This is a genomic window from Paenibacillus sp. FSL P4-0184, assembly GCF_038004625.1.
Taxonomy (GTDB): Bacteria; Bacillota; Bacilli; order Paenibacillales; family Paenibacillaceae; genus Paenibacillus_AQ.
Window position 1 is genome coordinate 1,157,352 of record NZ_JBBORN010000002.1, and the last position, 18,019, is coordinate 1,175,370.

Here is an 18,019-nt window from a genome sequence, read left to right on the forward strand (position 1 = left end):
AAATGGTGGAACAGCCATCTGTAAAGTGACAAACGTTACCTCCCATGTACAAATGGAAGAGCTGGCTGCTTATACACTTGAGAAATTTGGCCAAATTGATGTGAACATCAAAGCACTAATTTTCAGAAAAAAGCGCGATGCGAAAAATGCATCGCGCTTTTTTAACTAAATACTAAGTAATCAATCCCGCCAAATGCAAAATCTGCTTCAGACGATCTATATCCACATAGATATCTTCGAATCCCGGAAAACGAATAGCAGGATCTGGCCAGCCTTGACCATACATCATGTAATAATCAAGAGCGTTATGGTTGCTGATCATCCAATACGTTGGAACGACATGCTGTTCATGAACAATTTCAATAACTTGTGTTCCAGATTGACAAAAAGCCAGATTGGCCAGTCCAGCGCCATGTGCTCCCATGATTACCTTTGCCGAAGCGAATAACTGGATTTGCTGGGCAACCGTCCAATCCTCAAGATAAATAGGTTGAATGCTATATTCTTCAAGGCAGCGTATAACTTCCTCTTCATTGACCAAGCGCCTGGTGCTTGCTTTGTTTCGAGAAATATAAATACGCTCAGGTGTAGCGAGTGTTGATTCCCTATGAGGCAGTAATAATTTACGTAGCGTATCCGTGGTCCACGGGGGATAGTGGGAATTCATCATCAAAGAAGGGACAAGTAGCTGATCAGCTTCAAAGTAAGTTTGAGGATTTGTCCGGATTACTGAAGACTCTGATATACCGAGCATAGCCCAGGTTTGTTCCACAAATGGTCCATATGGATTTGGATTCATGATGATAGAGGTATAAGGAATTCCACTCGTTTTGAGCATCGCCAGCCTAGGGAGCACATCATACAACCAGTGGAAATAGTTATGGCTTCCGCAAAACGTCAACACAGCCACGGTTCCTTCTAAATATTGAAGTTTTGGATCATTCCACCGATGGAACACAGGGTGCTCCTCTGCTTCTAGCATTCTATTTTGAACGGCGTCATATTCTTGTGACAGATCAAAGATCAGCTTTCCCTCCGGAGACAGAACAGCACCAGATTCTCCCCATACCCTTCCACTCGAGATGGTGGCTACGTATCCGCCAAACGGCTGTAAACAATAAGGCGTCAGTGCAGGATGAATACTCGATTCAATGCATTTAGGAGCGGTGAACTCGGCCACCTGACCGAAATCAAACGGAATAACCTGTCCAGCTTCATGGATAGTTCTTTTTTGTCCCCATGCTGTTTCAAGTTCCAAGACGCTCCGGTAATATCCAGAGGGCGCTCCCCCGTTCACAGAAAAACTCATCGTTTCACCTCTTTTGACCAATTAGAACTCCAGAAACATCATTAAGCTATTCTATGGAACAAAGAACTTAACGACACAATTCCTTCTGAAAAGGGCGAGTGAACAGAGTTTGAAGGAGTCAATTTTATAAATAGCTTGACTTGGAGTGAACTCCAAGTGAAATAATAACAGTTATCAGCAAGTGAACCTTACCATCTATTGAAAGAGAGGAATCATTGTAAATGGACTATGTGAAACTTGGCAATACTGGGTTAGATGTATCCAGGTTGTGTCTAGGCTGTATGAGTTTTGGGGTAGCAGAACGTTGGATCCATCAGTGGGTACTTGATGAGGAGCAGAGTCGGCTGATCATAAAAAAAGCTCTAGAGCTCGGAATTAATTTTTTTGATACAGCTAATGTGTATTCTGACGGAACGAGTGAGGAGATTCTTGGACGAGCACTCAAGGATTATGCTAATCGAGATGAAATTGTCCTCGCCACTAAAGTCTATAATCGTATGCATGAAGGCCCCAATGGTGCTGGGCTTTCCCGAAAAGCAATTATGAGTGAAATTGATAAAAGTCTTAAAAGATTGGGTACGGATTATGTGGATTTGTACCAGATCCATCGCTGGGATTATCACACACCTATCGAAGAAACTATGGAAGCTCTTCATGATGTGGTTAAGGCGGGTAAAGCGAGATATATTGGTGCTTCTGCTATGTATGCTTGGCAATTTCAGAAAGCTTTATATGTAGCGGAGAAAAATGGCTGGACCCGATTTGTATCCATGCAGAATCACCTCAACCTCATTTACCGTGAAGAAGAGCGTGAGATGTTGCCACTTTGTAAGGAAGAAAAAATCGGTGTTATCCCGTATAGTCCGTTGGCTTCTGGTAGATTAACTCGCGACTGGGCAGTATCAACCCATCGTTCTGAGACTGATCAAATCCAAAAATCCAAATATGATGGAACTGCAGCTGCAGATCAATTAGTTGTGGAAAGGGTAGCAGCGATCGCCGAAAAATATGGTGTTCCGCGGATTCATATCGCCCTTGCATGGCTGCTTCAGAAAGAACCGGTTACTGCTCCAATTATTGGTGCTACGAAAATGTCACATATCGAAGATGCTGTAGGAGCATTATCCATTATGTTAACACCTCAAGAAATTACGTTCTTGGAAGAACCCTATACACCGCACCCAATCATTGGTTTTAATTAATACCGAGCACCGGAGGATAACGAAATTATGACCATTACAGAAGTAAGTGAAAAATTTAATCTTACGCCGGATACGCTCCGCTATTATGAACGCATCGGTATTATTCCACGTGTAAATCGCAATAAAAGCGGTAATCGAGACTATTCGGAAGAAGACTGCAGGTGGATTGAACATATCAAATGTATGCGAGGCATTGGTCTTCCAGTTGAAATCTTGATTAAGTATGTTGAGTTGTACAGGCATGGGGAGGAGGCTAATCATGGTAGGGTAGAGCTCCTAATTGAGCAGCGGAAGCAACTTGTATCTAGATTGGAAGAGATGAATAGAGTATTGGAACGGATGGATGAAAAAATTGAACGATTGAGTAAACAATAAGTCCTCTTTTGAGGACTTATTGTTGTATTAAGGATGTTTTTTTATGATTTTTTCCGATAAGCCTTAGGAGACATACCGTAGGTTTTGGTGAATTGTCGTGTAAAGTAATTGCTATCGCTAAACCCGCTTTCATGTGAGATCTGAGTAATACTGAAGTTAGAATGCTTCAACAAGCTGCAAGCCCGTTCCAGACGCAATCGATGGAGATAGGAGATAGGAGTCGTCTGATAGTAAGAGCGAAAGATTCGGTTTAAGTGTCTAATAGATATCCCTGAGTGTGCGGCGATTTGATCCAGCGACAACGCTTCAAGATAATGGTCTTCCATAAAAGAGAGCGACTTCGCCAAATGTATTAGATGATTATCCTGGCTGCCTTTATCCTGTTTTTCATAATGCCTTGCTAAATAGACAACCAGTTCCATAAACCGTGAGACGAGCAACGTCTGATATCCTTGAAGCTTGTGGTTATATTCTTCAATCATACCGGCAATGAGTGCAGTGACAAACTCCAGCATGGGAATTGGCAAGCTTAGTTTACTTGTGTAGGCATGTTTATGACGATACAACGGTTCCAATACAAACAGCGCCTGAAAGCCGTTCGAAGTTCGCAGATCCGATCCAGCCGTCGAGAGCATTTCAGGCTTGTACATAATATTACAGATCTTAAAATCCTGAGGATCTTTAAAAGCATGTGGGGTTGAACCGTTAATCACAAAAACATTCCCCTTCTTGATGAATGATTCTTCGGTATTCACAATATGAGTAGCAGTACCACTCAAGACGATTACGAGCTCTGAAAAGTCCACATGTCTATGAAGGTCAGTATCATTGTCGTGAAAGCCGTATTGAATAAAGAATGGGAATTTCTGGTCTGATGTAAACCAATTCAAATAAAATTCGCTCAATTCGTAACCCTCCAAAAGCATGTCTAGATGAATGTCTATATCATGCTATTTTACGACTGGATAATCAAGGTTTATCGTTTAGTTAGTGGAGTATAATCCTTGACATAGATGCAAATGTTCAACAAAAGGAGAATGCTTCATGAAATATAACAATCCGATATTACCAGGTTTTTATCCAGATCCAAGCATTTGCAGAGTAGGCGAGGATTACTTTTTGGTAAACAGTTCATTTGCTTACTCTCCGGGAATACCCATTTGGCATAGTAAAGATTTAGTCCATTGGAAGCAGCTCGGGTATTGCTTAACACGTGATTCCCAGCTTCAATTTGATAAATCGGTCGTGTCTGGAGGGGTGTGGGCACCAACCATTCGTCATCATAATGGTCGATTCTACATGGTGACGACAAATCAGGATAGCGGTGGACATTTCTATGTTTGGACGGTGAATCCAGCAGGTGAGTGGTCGGATCCTATTTATGTGGATCAGGAAGGGATTGATCCGTCCCTATTTTTTGACAATGGAAAAGTATATTTTACAAGCACTGGCATCAAGGATGGTATGGGAATCTACCAATGTGAGATTGATATTGAAACGGGCCATAAGCTGTGCGATTCTCGTTTGATATGGACAGGCAGTGGCGGTAAATTTCCTGAAGGACCACATCTTTATAAAATAAATGGCTACTATTATTTAATGTGTGCTGAAGGCGGGACAGAATATGGACACATGGAAACCATAGCAAGAAGTAAATCACCCTATGGACCCTATGAATCCTCACCCCGGAATCCCATTTTGACTCACCGGAGCTCGGATTACCCTATACAAGCTACGGGACATGGCGATCTGGTAGAAGCACAGGATGGCAGCTGGTGGGCGGTATTTCTAGGGATTAGACCAGTAGGATATCCATATCGACATCATCTTGGCAGAGAGACATTTCTTGCTCCGGTCCATTGGAGTGAAGATGGATGGCCGATGATTGGAGATCACGGTGTTGTTGGATTAGAAATGGAAGCTGACACTCCACCACCAGTGCTATGGGAAGACGAGCCTGAGACCGATGATTTTAATCCATCTGATTTAGGAATGAGCTGGAATTTTATTCGCAATGCTAAAAAAGTCGATTGGTCTTTGCAGGAGCGACCAGGGTGGCTAGCATTACATGGAGCGGATGTGAGATTATGCGAACAGGGAACGCCTGCATTTATTGGCTGTAGACAGCACCACTTGGTTTGTGAAATTTCCACTAAAATGGAATTCAACCCACTAGATGGTGATGAAGCGGGTCTTGTTGTGTTTATGGATCAGATGTATCACTACACAATCGGACTAACCCAGGTAGAAGGTGAAAATGTGATTACGCTGGGAAGACAAGTGGGTAGCATAAGTGATGTGAAATATTCTTCTCCATTTGAAGACACAGTCGTAGAATTGAAGATTCAAGCATTACCTGAGAAATATTTGTTCTCTTATCGAGGTGCAGATCAGTTATGGCATCCACTAGGTGAAGCGGAGACACACTTGATCTCTACAGAAGTGGCAGGCGGATTTACCGGAGTGTTCTTTGGGATGTATAACTACTCTACCAACCGAACAATCGCATATTATGATTGGTTCCGCTATCAAAAGGAATAACAATCCCAAAATATGTTAAATTAAGAAATGGCGATGCTCGGGATGTTTCCCTGCACCGCCATTTCTTGTATTCGGCAATAGCTTAATTTTTCCGTATATAATCTATATACCAGTGCTGATTGTGACCGCCGTTATCACTCCATTGAATGGCCTGCGCACCGCTGGTTTTATCTTGTCCCGATATATCCAATAACTTGCCACTGGCTCGGTTTTTAATTTTATACATGTTTTTTTCACCGGTTGGAATAAGCTCCCACTGTTGGTTCCACCCGTTATTGCTCGGCCATTGAATAACACTGGCCCCATCGGATGAAGATGCTCCGTTGACATCCAATAAATCTCCGCTAGCTATGTTTCTGAAATTATAATATCCGTTTTCTGCAATTTCGAGATACCATTTTTGATACTCTGCTCCTTGATCGATGTATTGTACGATAAGTGCACCGTCTGCTTGTGAATCCGCTCCGCTGACTGACAGCACGTTATTGCTGTGTTCATTGATAATTTTGAGAGGAATTGGCACTCCAGCGTGCGTCGTTGAAGTTAGTGCGAGTGATGATGCAGATACAACTAACACAAGTGCCAAAAACATTTTCACCCCGTACCTAATTTGAACTCGTTTCATGAAAATACACTCCTTCTTGAATTTTATTTAATTTCTTAACTTGCGACCTGTTCATTTTAAAAACAAGTTTTATGTATACAATTTAATCACCTCCTAAATCAGTAAATATAATGCCTGTCATTTGATAGAATTTGAAAAAGGACTCTATCCTCAAAAGTAAATAGATAAAATATAATTAAATAATGGTTCATTTGCTAAGAATATACTTTAATATCAAATAATGAGTCAATATGATTTTTTTCGCTATTTATATAAAAATAATACTATCAACAGCTTTAAATGAGCATATCAAAAACCAAAAAAATACTCATCGGACCATAAAAAGACACGGATACAAGTCAGTGTTTTTTGTGGACATTTATGATATTTCACTTCTTTGTTCAGTGCTAAAGGAAATATCTTCTTGTCTACTTTTTAAGATATTCTTGGTAAGGTAAGGGGATATCAAAAATAAAAGGTGATGAATTGTAATGATTAAGAAATACTGCTTGTTCTGTGATGAGATGGTATCCATTACATCGGAAGGTGATTACGATAGATTTTTAGGCTGTAATTGTTCTCCTGACGGGTTCTATAACTTATTGAGAGACAGCTATGAGCCTATAAATTCTCTCGCGCATCCAAAGAAACGCGATATGTTTCATGTGATATCGGCTTATATACGGGAGCTGACAGATCGTGGAGAAAAGGTCAGTCTATCGGCCGACGATTTAGAATCCATTGTAAATTCCTCGAAAATACCAGTGACGATTGAAGATAAAGGAAACCGTTTACTGCAATACTTATACAGACATTCTGAAGCCCCTGGGGAATCCGTTGTTATTCAGCCACTCTCCAGTAGCTATAACCTAACGTATTCGCCTAATCTGCAAGAACTGGTATATATCATAGATAAGCTGATTAACGAGCAGTTTATGATCAGGGAAGGCATGACCTTTAAGCTGACGGACAAGGGATGGAATGAAGCTGCCGCAATCGCAGGAGGCAAAAAATTAAAACCCTGTATCGTTCTATTGTCAGATGCGGAGGATTTGCACACGGAGTGGGTGGATAAGCTGCTTCCTAAAATCGAGCAGTTTGGTTATATACCACGGTTACTAAGGCATACGTCAATGCAAAACCGTGAACCGTATTCTTTGGAGCTTATAGAGGAGAGTAAACTGATTATCGCTGATTTAACCGGCCAATCTCCTGAAGTGTATTTTACTGCAGGATATGCGCTCGGGTTGAACATTCCAGTGATTTGGACTGTGAACAGCAGCGATGCCAATGATCTTTTTGTACAAGTGAAAAATATCCGTCCAATCGTTTGGGATACAGCTGAAGAGCTGGTAGTCTTACTCCAGCAGAAATTGAGTTTATAGAGTCCATGTCAAATTTAAAATGAACATCCAACGCAGAAGAAGCCGCGAAAAAATTGCGGCTTCTTTCTTTTTGCTATAAAAGTTAATATCCCCACACAACGCTATTACGAAATCTTTTTTCTATTATTGAGGACTGACCCGAGACCTACGAATAGGAATGCTACAATACTGCAGAAAAAAAATAGGTAACTAAGCGGAATTAAAAAAAAAGCCGGCTCATGCAAGATTCCATCCGGTCCCACGCTTGAACCCACCATACGTGAGATCATTAAACAGATGATGCTTAATAATAATGGTGAAGCGGCTATTAGATATTTCTTTTTCATATGACATTCTCCTTTGCTTGATTATCATATAATACACAAAAAACACTCGCAAATCAACATTAATTTATTGTAATTCGATATATCATTGTTGTAAATCAAATGAATTGATTTGTGCTTGGAATTGGAATTGAAAATGGGGACTTGACCATAATTGCTGGTGAGGACTATTATTTGGTTTAAACAAATTTAAGTAAGTCTCAAGGCATTATTTGTATAGAAGGTCGCTCTAAGTCGGATGGATTGAACTGTAACAGATAAATAGAAAACGGTTACATCCAATGCTTCGATAGTATGAAGGAACGGCGTTCTGATCATTTGTATGACTTTTTAAATTTGTCCAATCAGTGAATGAACATAATAACAGGGTTGAACAGCTGCAAGGGGGCAGATATGAAACCAATATTTAAGATTATGATTGTAGATGACGAGATGCTGGTTAGACAAGGAATTAAACATCTTTTGGATTGGGAACAAGAAGGGTATCGAATCGTCGGAGAGGCCTCTAACGGTGTTGAAGCACTGAGTATGATGGATGAGCTGAATCCTCATATTATTATTACGGATATCGTAATGCCAATAATGGGCGGGGAGAAGCTAGTCAAGATCGTTAAGGAGAAGTACCCACACATTGAAGTAATCGTCTTAAGCAGCTTCAGTGAATACGATTATGTCCGTTCCACATTTCAAAGTGGGGTAGCAGATTACATCCTTAAGCCGAAGCTGGAAGCCGATTATCTGTTGTCCATCCTAAATAAAACTACAGCTAAGATGGCAGGGATGAAGATAAGCGATCCAGGGGCCGATCCAGAGGAAAAGCAGCTTTTGTTCGCGATCGAGAAGCTCATGACGGGATATGAGTCAGTGCTAGAATCTGATTTGCTTCATTCCAAGTTTCCACACGCACAATTTGCATTTTTCGGAGCAGATATGAAGCATATTAAAGATTCTGGTGATAAGTTAACGTTCGCAAATGAAATCGAAAGAGGAATTCAAAAGTTAGCTTTGGACGATGTTGTGTTTATTCGGTTAAAGTTTGTTAACGACTCGGTCATTTATTTGCTTAACGTTAATCCAGAACATTGGGACGAGCTTGTGATTGAACTCCGTTATCTGATCTCAGAAATAGAACATCGTGTGAGAGAAACACATTTTATTATCAGTCAGAGCTTCGCGGACTTTGAGTGTCTTGGTGAGATTTATCGAGACAATTACTTGAAGCTTACACGTTACAGTTTCTACTTGCCAGAACGAAGTCTGATTGAGAATGATCATTTGCCGGGTCTTCCAGGAGCATATCAGGAAATTGACATGGGAGAATTAATGGATCAGTTGAGACGTAAGCAATTCCAGAAGGCATTTACAGAGTTTCTTGAATATGTCCATCTGCGTTCAATGGATTATCGCATTGATATTTTCGAATTTAAATCGCTATTGGGGAACTTTATATTTAACGTAGCGACCACGCTTGGAAAAATGAAGTGTGAGATCGGAGGTCTGGAGGAGACCAAATACGATTACTTCCGAAAAATAGATGAAGCGATGTATGCAAGTGATGCTATTGCTGTTACCGAAGCATTCATTCGAGAAGTTGAGCGCACGATTGGTGAGACGAATTCATCGGTTAACCCCAATATGACAAAGCTACTCGAATATATTCAGAATCATTATGCAGATCCGATCACACTGACAGGGGTAGCTAGACAGTTCCACTTCAATGCTTCTTATTTATCGAGTTATTTTACTGCCCATAATGGCGAAGGCTTTAGTGAGTACCTGAATAAAGTCCGTTTGGAAAAAGCTATGGAATTGCTCGAGTCAACAGAAAAATCAATTTCTGATATTAGCGCAAGCGTGGGATATTCAGATCAGAGTTATTTCACCAAGGTGTTTAAAAAGCAGACTGGCATTTCTCCAAGCCGGTACCGGAGACGGGACGTAGAGCAGCCATGATTGGAAATTTCATTAACAATATTAGAAAGCAGGGCTTATTCCTCAAGCTGTTTCTCGTGACCCTAATTAGCATCGTAACTGTATCACTCTTGACGCTGGCTATTACAATTAGTATGTCGGAGAAATTATTTTTACAGACCTTTAGTATTACAAACGGCAAACTGCTGAATCAGATGAAGACAAATCTGGAATCGTATAACAACATTATCGCTACCGGTGCTACTATGATGGCTCAAAATGAAGCTATCCGGAACTATTTATCTAGCGGAGAGACGGATGCAGTAAATCTTGCGATCAAAACATATCACATGACAGAGGGCATGCGGGCAATCCGCTCTAACCTCAGCGCCATTGATGTTGGTATCATGATCGTAGGTGTAAATGGCAGGAGTTATTCAACAGATCCTTGGTATTGGGACATTTCCGCAGATGAACTAATGGCTCACCCAATAACGAAGGAAACCATATCCCATCCTGATCAAATCCTGTACCAGCTCGATCTAAGGGAAAATAAAGAGAACGTGAAAGAGCCTATGCTGGTAGCTTCCAAAGCTTTATTTGATCATTCGACCGGAAGAATTTATGGCACCATGTACGTTGCCATTCGTGATCGAGATTTCAAGCCCTTTTACGCTAACTTTACGAGTGAGGGTAATGACGTCGTTCTGCTGAATAAGAAGGGATTAATTGTATCCAGCAGCAAGACAGAAATGATTGGGCTCCGCGATAAAAAGCTGCTGCAAGAAGTAGAGGATGGAGGTAAAGATGGCGATTCTACCTATGTGATGGGGAATGAACGAATTGTTTTCTCGGAATACTTACCTGAATTTGATTTTTATATGGTGAACCTGATAGATAAGAACGCCGTGACCGGACAGATGGTGAATGCCAAAGCGGTGACACTGACAATCATGGCTATCGTGGCAATATCGCTCATTATTGTTTTTTTGATTACCCGAAAAATGACGAAGTCCTTGCGTGTACTCGTTAAACAGATGTCGAGTATTCCTACAGGTGATTTCGATAATCATGTAGATGTCACTAATAGTAGTTATGAAGTTAAGGAGTTAGGTAACGCCTTCAATTTTATGCTTGATTCACTTCATGATTATGTTGATAAGCTGATGGAGACTCAAAAGCAACAACGTAATGCGGAGCTGGCGGCACTCCAAATGCAGATTAACCCACATTTTTTATATAATACGCTGGCTTCTATCAAATTTCTGGTGCAGCAGGGCAATAAGGAAAAAGCAGCTGGAACGATAAATTCACTAATCTCACTCCTGCAAAATACAGTAAGCGATGTTCATTCTACCATTCCTGTTAGTCAAGAATTGGAGTCGTTGAAGCATTATGTGTATATCAATCACGTGAGATATGGTGAGAAGATCCGTGTGAATTACTTTGTGGAGCCAGAGAGCTTGGATTATCATATGCCGAAGCTAATTCTTCAACCTTTTATCGAAAATGCATTCTTTCATGCATTCAACCTTAAAGATGAGGGAAGAATTCTCATCATGATTTCCGTGCAGGAAGAGCAACTAGTATGTGAAGTTGTAGATAACGGTGATGGAATGGATCTTGACCCGAATTTGCTGGAAGAGGAGCAGCTACCAGCTTCGAAGCACAAACGCCAACTGTTCTCCGGGATCGGTATACGGAATGTGGATGACAGAATCAAATTGTTATACGGTGAGAGATACGGGATTAATATTACAAGCAAACGGAATGAAGGTACACAAATCGTTGTTACGCTTCCATTGTTAAAAAACTAAAAATTTTACATGAATCTAAAAATAGTACCAGAGTCGATATGAGAATCAAAATAGGACCCAATAATATCACCAAAGCTAACAAAGATACTGCCAAAGAAAACGAATACAAAATGATAAGATGGAGGCGTAGCAGAGAAAACGCTTCCATCTTTATTATTTTTCAGACTATCAAGGGGGTTTACGTAGTGAAAAAATTATTATCCGTAATGCTAGCTAGTGTGGTTCTACTGTCGGCATGTTCCACAGGTGGAACGAAAAATGAAACGAGCAACTCTGGTAACTCCGGTGCCGAAGGTAGCAGCAAGCCAAAAGAGATTACAGTTTGGGCTTGGGACCCGGCGTTTAACATTGCCGCTATGAATGTTGCCAAAGATGCTTATGCGAAAGTTAATCCGGACGTAACGGTTAACGTCGTTGAGAACGCGCAAGCTGATATCGTTCAAAAGCTGAATACGGGGCTAAACTCTGGTTCCACGAAGGGTCTGCCTAACATTGTGTTAATCGAAGATTATCGTGCACAGAGCTTCTTACAAGCATATCCAGATTCTTTTTATGAATTGACGGATGTTGTAAAGGCTGCTGACTTTGCGGATTATAAGATTGGCCCTACCAGTGTTGACGGCAAACAATACGGTGTTCCGTTTGACTCTGGCGTAACTGGAATGTATGTACGGACAGACTATCTCGAGCAAGCAGGCTACAGCCTGGATGCATTACAGGATATCGACTGGAAGCAATATATCGAGATCGGTAAAGCTGTAAAAGAGAAAACTGGCAAAAGCATGCTAACACTTGATCCGAACGATCTTGGACTTATCCGAGTGATGATCCAATCGGCGGGCGCATGGTATACCGGAGATGATGGTCAGACTCCGACCATAGAAAGCAACCCTGCTTTGAAAGAGGCACTTGTAATGTACAAAGAAATGATGGATTCCGGTATCGTAAAAGTAATTTCAGACTGGAGTCAGTTTGTAGGTGCATTCAATGGTGGTGAAGTGGCTAGTGTACCTACAGGTAACTGGATTACACCTTCGATTAAAGCAGAAGCTTCTCAATCTGGTAAATGGGCAGTAGCTCCACTACCTAAGTTAGGAGCAACAGAAGGCTCTGTTCACGCTTCCAACCTTGGAGGTAGTTCCTGGTACGTAATGAATGTAGATGGTAAAGAAGCAGCAGCTGAGTTCCTATCTAAGACTTTTGCCTCTGATGCTGAACTGTATCAGACGTTGAATACAAAAGTTGGTGTTATCGGCACCTTGAAAGCTGCGGCGAGCGGTGAAGCTTACTCAGCTGCGGATGAATTTTTCAAAGGCCAAAAGGTCGTATCAGACTTTGCAGCATGGACCGAGCAAATTCCTAACGTCAACTATGGCATGAACACTTACGCAATCGAGGACATTATGGTTGTAGCAGTACAATCTTATCTAGGTGGCAAAGATGTAGACACTGTTCTGAAAGATGCGCAGAAGCAAGCGGATACTCAAATTCGCTAATCGCACTTAGGCTGTACAACCGATGCCCTTGCTCCTTCTTCTCCTGTAAATTGGATTTATACAGAAGGATAGGTAGCAGGGGCTTTCATCTCTAATATATAAGACAGAAGGGTGCGGAGTGGAGTGGAAACTATAAAGACAGGGCTAAGCCCGCAGAAACATAAGAGCTCTAAAGGGTCACGGCAGATCCGTCTGACGGGTTGGTTATTCGTCCTTGTGCCGGTCATTATGATCAGTATTTTCTATTTTTATCCAATGATCCAAGCGTTAATTCTATCCTTTAAGACGGGTAGAGGCAACAATCTTCAGTTTACCGGACTAGATAACTATATTCGATTGTTTAGCGATACTACTTTTCTTACTGCCGTCAAAAATACATTTATTTATTTGATTATTCAGGTTCCAGTCATGCTGGTACTGGCGCTCTTTATCGCCGTCCTGCTAAATGACGATAGACTGAAATTTAAGGGTTTTTTCAGAACGGCTATATTTCTGCCGACGGTAACCTCACTTGTAGCGTATTCCGTTGTTTTCAAGTACATGTTTGGAGCCGAAGGGATCATTAACAAATTTCTGGTGAATCTTCATCTAATCAGCGAACCGATTCAATGGATTACCGACCCCTTCTGGGCCAAAGTTACCATCATCATTGCTATCACCTGGCGCTTTACTGGCTATAATATGATTTTCTATTTATCATCCCTGCAAAATGTAGACAAATCTATTTATGAAGCTGCTCACATAGATGGCGCTAGTGCATTTACTCAATTTTTCAAAATCACAATTCCTCTATTGAAACCGATTATCTTGTTTACGACGATAACATCGACCATTGGAACACTTCAGTTGTTTGATGAGGTGGTTAACATCACGAAAGGTGGACCCGGCAATGCAACTATGTCGATTTCCCAATATATTTACAACCTTTCTTTTGAATACACACCTGACTTTGGATACGCTGCAACCGTCTCCTACTCGATTGTTGTAATGGTACTCATTCTGACGCTGATTCAGAACAAAGTAGGAGGAGACAAGAGATAATGAAAACTAAACGCATGTTTACTTACCTGTTTCTAGTCATCGCTGCGCTGATCTCTATCTTTCCATTTATCTGGATGGTTATTAGTGCCACAAATCAGTCGGTTGATGTAACTAAAGGGACATTACTTCCGGGTACGCATCTCTTTAAGAATATAGACAATCTCTTTAGTTCAGTGGATATGTGGCAGGCTCTTTGGAACTCTGCAAAAATCTCTGTTGTTACTACTTTACTTTCACTATTGGTAGCATCTGCGGCTGGATATGGTTTTGAAATGTACCGCAGCCGTGGTAAAGATATCGTATTTAATATCTTACTAGCCTCTATGATGATTCCGTTCGCGGCAATCATGGTACCTCTGTTTCAAATGTTCGCTAAAGTATCGAGTGTTGTGCCGTTCCTTGGTATCGATACAGCAGCAGCAGTTATTCTGCCGACATTTACAACAGCATTCTTAATTTTCTTCTTCCGTCAAAATACAAAAATGTTTCCTAAAGAAATGATGGAAGCCGGTCGCATCGATGGTCTTTCGGAATTTGGTTTATTCTTCCGCATATATATGCCAACGATGAAATCAACTTATGCTGCCGCGGCGATTATCACCTTCCTTAACAGCTGGAACAACTATTTATGGCCTTTGATCGTATTGCAATCACCAGAAAATATGACCGTACCATTGCTAATATCGAATCTTGGATCGGGTTATGCGCCTGACTATGGTCTGATTATGTCCGCGATTGTCATTACGACTCTGCCGACTGCCCTTGTATTCTTCATGATGCAAAAGCAATTTGTGGCTGGGATGACGGGTTCAGTTAAATAAGCTAACGATCATTTTAAAGCAGAAGGAGGAAAATTAGATGAAGCAGCAGGTTGAACGGGGCGTTGCTCCAAGTCTGGAATGGTTGTCAGACCCTTCCATTTATGCAGTAGGCAGAATACACGCGCACTCCGATCATCGGTATTACGAGACGAAATTTGAAGCTGAAGGGCTTGGAGATATGCGTTGGCGCCATAGCCTGAACGGAAGCTGGAAATTTTGCTACGCCCACAATGCTATGGAACGACAGGCGCATTTTTATAAGGAGAACGTGTCCTGTAGAGGGTGGGATGATATTGAGGTTCCTGGACATATCCAGCTTCAGGGTTTCGGGCAGCCTCAGTACGTGAATACGATGTATCCATGGGATGGTCATGAGCATCTTAGACCTCCAATGATATCTGAGGATCACAATCCTGTAGGAAGCTATGTTAAATATTTTGAAGTGCCTTTAGGCTGGGAGCAACGTCCACTGTATATCTCTTTTCAGGGAGTTGAATCCGCTTTTTATATCTGGCTAAATGGGGAGTTTATTGGCTATAGCGAGGATAGCTTTACGCCGAGTGAATTTGATCTGACACCGTACTTGACGGCAGGTGAGAATAAGCTGGCGGTTGAGGTCTATCAGCGCAGTACCGGAAGTTGGTTGGAGGACCAGGATTTCTGGCGCTTCTCCGGAATCTTTCGCGATGTGTATCTATATACTGTGCCTGATGTTCACGTGCGGGATCTCCACGTTCAGACCGATCTGGATGAGAAGTTTGAGCAGGGAACGCTAACGGCTGTATTGCAGTTGATGGGTGAGTCTGCTTCGAAAGTGGTCCTTGAACTTAAGGATAAGGCAGGTAATCTTGTAGTTCGTAGTGAGACTGGAGTTTCAGGAGATTCCGTTTCGCTTACGGTTGAGGCATCAAAGGTTCATCTGTGGAGCGCAGAAGATCCTAATTTGTATACCCTTTATGTATCTGTCTTCAACGCATCCGGGGATCTTGTGGAAGTCGTGCCGCAAAAGGTTGGATTTCGAAAATTCGAGATGATCGATAAGATTATGCACTTAAATGGTAAACGTATTGTATTCAAAGGTGTCAACCGGCACGAGTTTAATTCGCGCTTCGGACGCAGTATTACGAAAGAAGATATGCTGTGGGATATAAAGACCTTGAAACAGGCGAATATCAACGCTGTAAGGACGTCGCACTATCCGAATGAAACACTCTGGTATGAGCTGTGTGATGAATACGGTGTGTATGTTATTGACGAGATGAATTTAGAGTCGCATGGATCATGGCAAAAAATGGGCGTTGTAGAACCGTCTTGGAACATACCGGGCAGTAAGCCTGAATGGCAGGATATCGTAATGGATCGTGCGATTTCCATGGTGGAGAGAGACAAGAACCATCCATCGATTCTGATTTGGTCCTGTGGCAACGAGTCTTTTGCCGGAGAAGTCATTCGGAACGTAGCGAATTATTTTCGTGAGAAGGATTCTACGCGTCTGGTTCATTACGAAGGGGTGTTCCATAACCGGGATTATGATGATGCGAGTGATATGGAAAGCCGGATGTATGCGAAAGCAGCAGATATCGAAATGTATTTAAAAGAGAATCCATTAAAGCCATATATTAGCTGTGAATACATGCATGCGATGGGGAATTCCGTTGGAGGATTGCATAAATACACAGAGCTAGAGCAGAAGTATCCAATGTATCAAGGTGGATTTATCTGGGATTTCATGGATCAGGTCATCGTAAAAAATGATCGATATGGCAAACCTTATATGGCTTATGGTGGAGACTTCGATGACCGTTCAACCGATTACAACTTCTCCGGAAACGGAATTGTGTATGCGGATCGCAGATGGTCTCCGAAAATGCAGGAAGTGAAATTTCTATATCAGAACGTCAAGCTTTCCCCTGATTGCTATGGGGTTATCATCAGAAATGAGAACTTATTTGTTGGCTTGGATGCTTATAAATTGAACTATTGTCTGAATTATGAGGGCAAGGAATTCCATCGTGGCATTGTATTCGCCCAGGTTAAACCCGGAGAAGAAAGATATGTAGAACTTGATTTACCAGAGACTAACCTATCTGGTGAGTATAGTTTAGATGTTTCTCTTGTGCTCAAAGAAGATTCGTTATGGGCAAGCGCTGGTTATGAAATCGCTTTTGGACAGTATGTATTTCAAGTGGAGAACAAGTCAGAAGATGAGGTTACAACACAGCCTAAGGTAAGCACTAATGTAAATGATTTTCGCGTAGTTGAAGGGGATGTAAATATTGGCGTACACGGTCGTGACTTCTCTGTAATGTTCTCGAAGCAGGCTGGTACACTAATATCCGTCAAATATTCAGGAAGGGAAATGATCTCTTCGCCGCCGGCACCGCTCTTCTGGAGAGCGATGACAGACAACGACAAGGGGGCGGGAATGCATTTCGACTCTTCCACTTGGTATGCTGCAAGCTTGAGCCGAAGAACCTTAAGCTTCGAGCTTATGGAAGAAGAAGACCGAGCGACTGTGACTTACGTGTATAAACTGAGTGTGTCAGAGGGAGTACGAGTAAGTGTAACTTACACGGTGTTCTCCGATGGGAGCATAAAGGTAAAATCAAGCTACCATGGAGAGCCGGGTTTACCGAAGTTTCCCCTCTTTGCTTTAACCTTCAAGGTGCCAGCGGATTATTACCAGCTGAATTGGTATGCGAATGGGCCAGAAGAAAATTATATTGACCGTTCGTTTGGCGCGAGATTGTGTCGCTTTCAGAATCATGCGGTGGACAATGTATCGTCCTATTTGGTACCGCAGGAATCAGGCAACCGTACAGGTGTGCGCGAAGTATCCGTAACCAACGATCTTGGTCATGGGATTATAATATCCTCACCAGTATCAGCCCCTGTTGAAGCCAACATATCGCCATATTCGGCAATGGAACTGGAGAATGCGACGCATCATTATGAGCTGCCGAACATTCATCATACCGTTGTTACGATTGCCGGTCGTCAAATGGGCGTTGGCGGTGATGACAGCTGGGGAGCACCAGTTCTTGATGAATATTTAATTGATCCATCAATAGATTTGGATTTTGAATTTACAATTCGCAGAGCATAATTAGAGACGGATAGCAGTTGCCTCAATGGATAAGGTTGGGGCAACCAAATCCTTTTTGTGAATGATGTAATAGTTTATTTATACATAT

At 41.8% G+C, this 18,019-nt stretch carries 14 protein-coding genes; 10 read left to right on the top strand and 4 right to left on the bottom strand.

From position 1 onward, the window contains the following. Positions 1–172 precede the first annotated feature (172 nt). A complete protein-coding gene (locus MKY52_RS27160; RefSeq protein ID WP_341054810.1) occupies positions 173–1,309 on the bottom strand; it encodes a glycosyltransferase family 61 protein in 1,137 nt (378 codons plus the stop codon). Positions 1,310–1,530: 221 nt separating this feature from the next. On the opposite strand from MKY52_RS27160, the gene MKY52_RS27165 reads away from it, so the two are divergent. Further along, positions 1,531–2,511 (top strand): aldo/keto reductase, encoded by a 981-nt coding sequence (locus MKY52_RS27165; protein ID WP_341054812.1) that lies wholly within the window; start codon positions 1,531–1,533, stop codon positions 2,509–2,511. 27 nt (positions 2,512–2,538) lie between these two features. Further along, a complete protein-coding gene (locus MKY52_RS27170; protein WP_341054813.1) occupies positions 2,539–2,886 on the top strand; it encodes a MerR family transcriptional regulator in 348 nt (115 codons plus the stop codon). A 41-nt stretch (positions 2,887–2,927) separates the two neighbouring features. Here MKY52_RS27170 and MKY52_RS27175 read toward each other — a convergent pair whose 3' ends face one another. Next, positions 2,928–3,791, bottom strand: a complete 864-nt coding sequence (locus MKY52_RS27175; RefSeq protein ID WP_341054817.1) for a helix-turn-helix domain-containing protein — start codon at positions 3,789–3,791, stop codon at positions 2,928–2,930. Between the two features lie 139 nt (positions 3,792–3,930). Between MKY52_RS27175 and MKY52_RS27180 the strand changes: the two genes are divergently transcribed. Further along, positions 3,931–5,427 (top strand): glycoside hydrolase family 43 protein, encoded by a 1,497-nt coding sequence (locus tag MKY52_RS27180; protein ID WP_341054820.1) that lies wholly within the window; start codon positions 3,931–3,933, stop codon positions 5,425–5,427. Positions 5,428–5,509: 82 nt separating this feature from the next. Here the strand turns inward: MKY52_RS27180 and MKY52_RS27185 are convergent, their stop codons facing one another. Further along, the gene (locus tag MKY52_RS27185; RefSeq protein WP_341054822.1) at positions 5,510–6,052 is read right to left on the bottom strand and encodes an RICIN domain-containing protein; all 543 of its coding nucleotides are present in this window, start codon (positions 6,050–6,052) and stop codon (positions 5,510–5,512) included. Between the two features lie 470 nt (positions 6,053–6,522). On the opposite strand from MKY52_RS27185, the gene MKY52_RS27190 reads away from it, so the two are divergent. Continuing rightward, a complete protein-coding gene (locus MKY52_RS27190; protein WP_341054824.1) occupies positions 6,523–7,416 on the top strand; it encodes a hypothetical protein in 894 nt (297 codons plus the stop codon). A gap of 104 nt (positions 7,417–7,520) precedes the next feature. Here MKY52_RS27190 and MKY52_RS27195 read toward each other — a convergent pair whose 3' ends face one another. Then, positions 7,521–7,742 carry a DUF3955 domain-containing protein gene (locus tag MKY52_RS27195; protein WP_076285730.1) on the bottom strand — a complete coding sequence of 74 codons (222 nt, stop codon included), beginning with the start codon at positions 7,740–7,742 and terminating at the stop codon, positions 7,521–7,523. 390 nt (positions 7,743–8,132) lie between these two features. Here MKY52_RS27195 and MKY52_RS27200 point away from each other — a divergent pair, with 390 nt between their 5' ends. The 6 genes from MKY52_RS27200 to MKY52_RS27225 all read left to right on the top strand — a co-directional run bounded on the left by MKY52_RS27200 (position 8,133) and on the right by MKY52_RS27225 (position 17,931). Next, entirely contained in the window at positions 8,133–9,692 is a 1,560-nt protein-coding gene (locus MKY52_RS27200) for a response regulator transcription factor (RefSeq protein WP_341054825.1), read from the top strand. Next, the gene (locus tag MKY52_RS27205) at positions 9,689–11,467 is read left to right on the top strand and encodes a sensor histidine kinase (RefSeq protein ID WP_341054827.1); all 1,779 of its coding nucleotides are present in this window, start codon (positions 9,689–9,691) and stop codon (positions 11,465–11,467) included. Before MKY52_RS27200 ends, MKY52_RS27205 begins: the two co-directional genes overlap by 4 nt. A gap of 185 nt (positions 11,468–11,652) precedes the next feature. Then, on the top strand, positions 11,653–12,963 hold the full coding sequence (locus MKY52_RS27210) for an ABC transporter substrate-binding protein (protein WP_042188169.1): 1,311 nt from the start codon (positions 11,653–11,655) through the stop codon (positions 12,961–12,963). A gap of 228 nt (positions 12,964–13,191) precedes the next feature. Beyond that, on the top strand, positions 13,192–14,004 hold the full coding sequence (locus MKY52_RS27215) for a carbohydrate ABC transporter permease (RefSeq protein ID WP_371915743.1): 813 nt from the start codon (positions 13,192–13,194) through the stop codon (positions 14,002–14,004). Beyond that, positions 14,004–14,825, top strand: coding sequence for a carbohydrate ABC transporter permease (locus MKY52_RS27220; protein WP_341054828.1), 822 nt, complete (start codon positions 14,004–14,006; stop codon positions 14,823–14,825). Before MKY52_RS27215 ends, MKY52_RS27220 begins: the two co-directional genes overlap by 1 nt. 37 nt (positions 14,826–14,862) lie before the next feature. After that, entirely contained in the window at positions 14,863–17,931 is a 3,069-nt protein-coding gene (locus MKY52_RS27225) for a glycoside hydrolase family 2 TIM barrel-domain containing protein (protein ID WP_341054829.1), read from the top strand. The last annotated feature ends 88 nt before the right edge of the window (positions 17,932–18,019 follow it).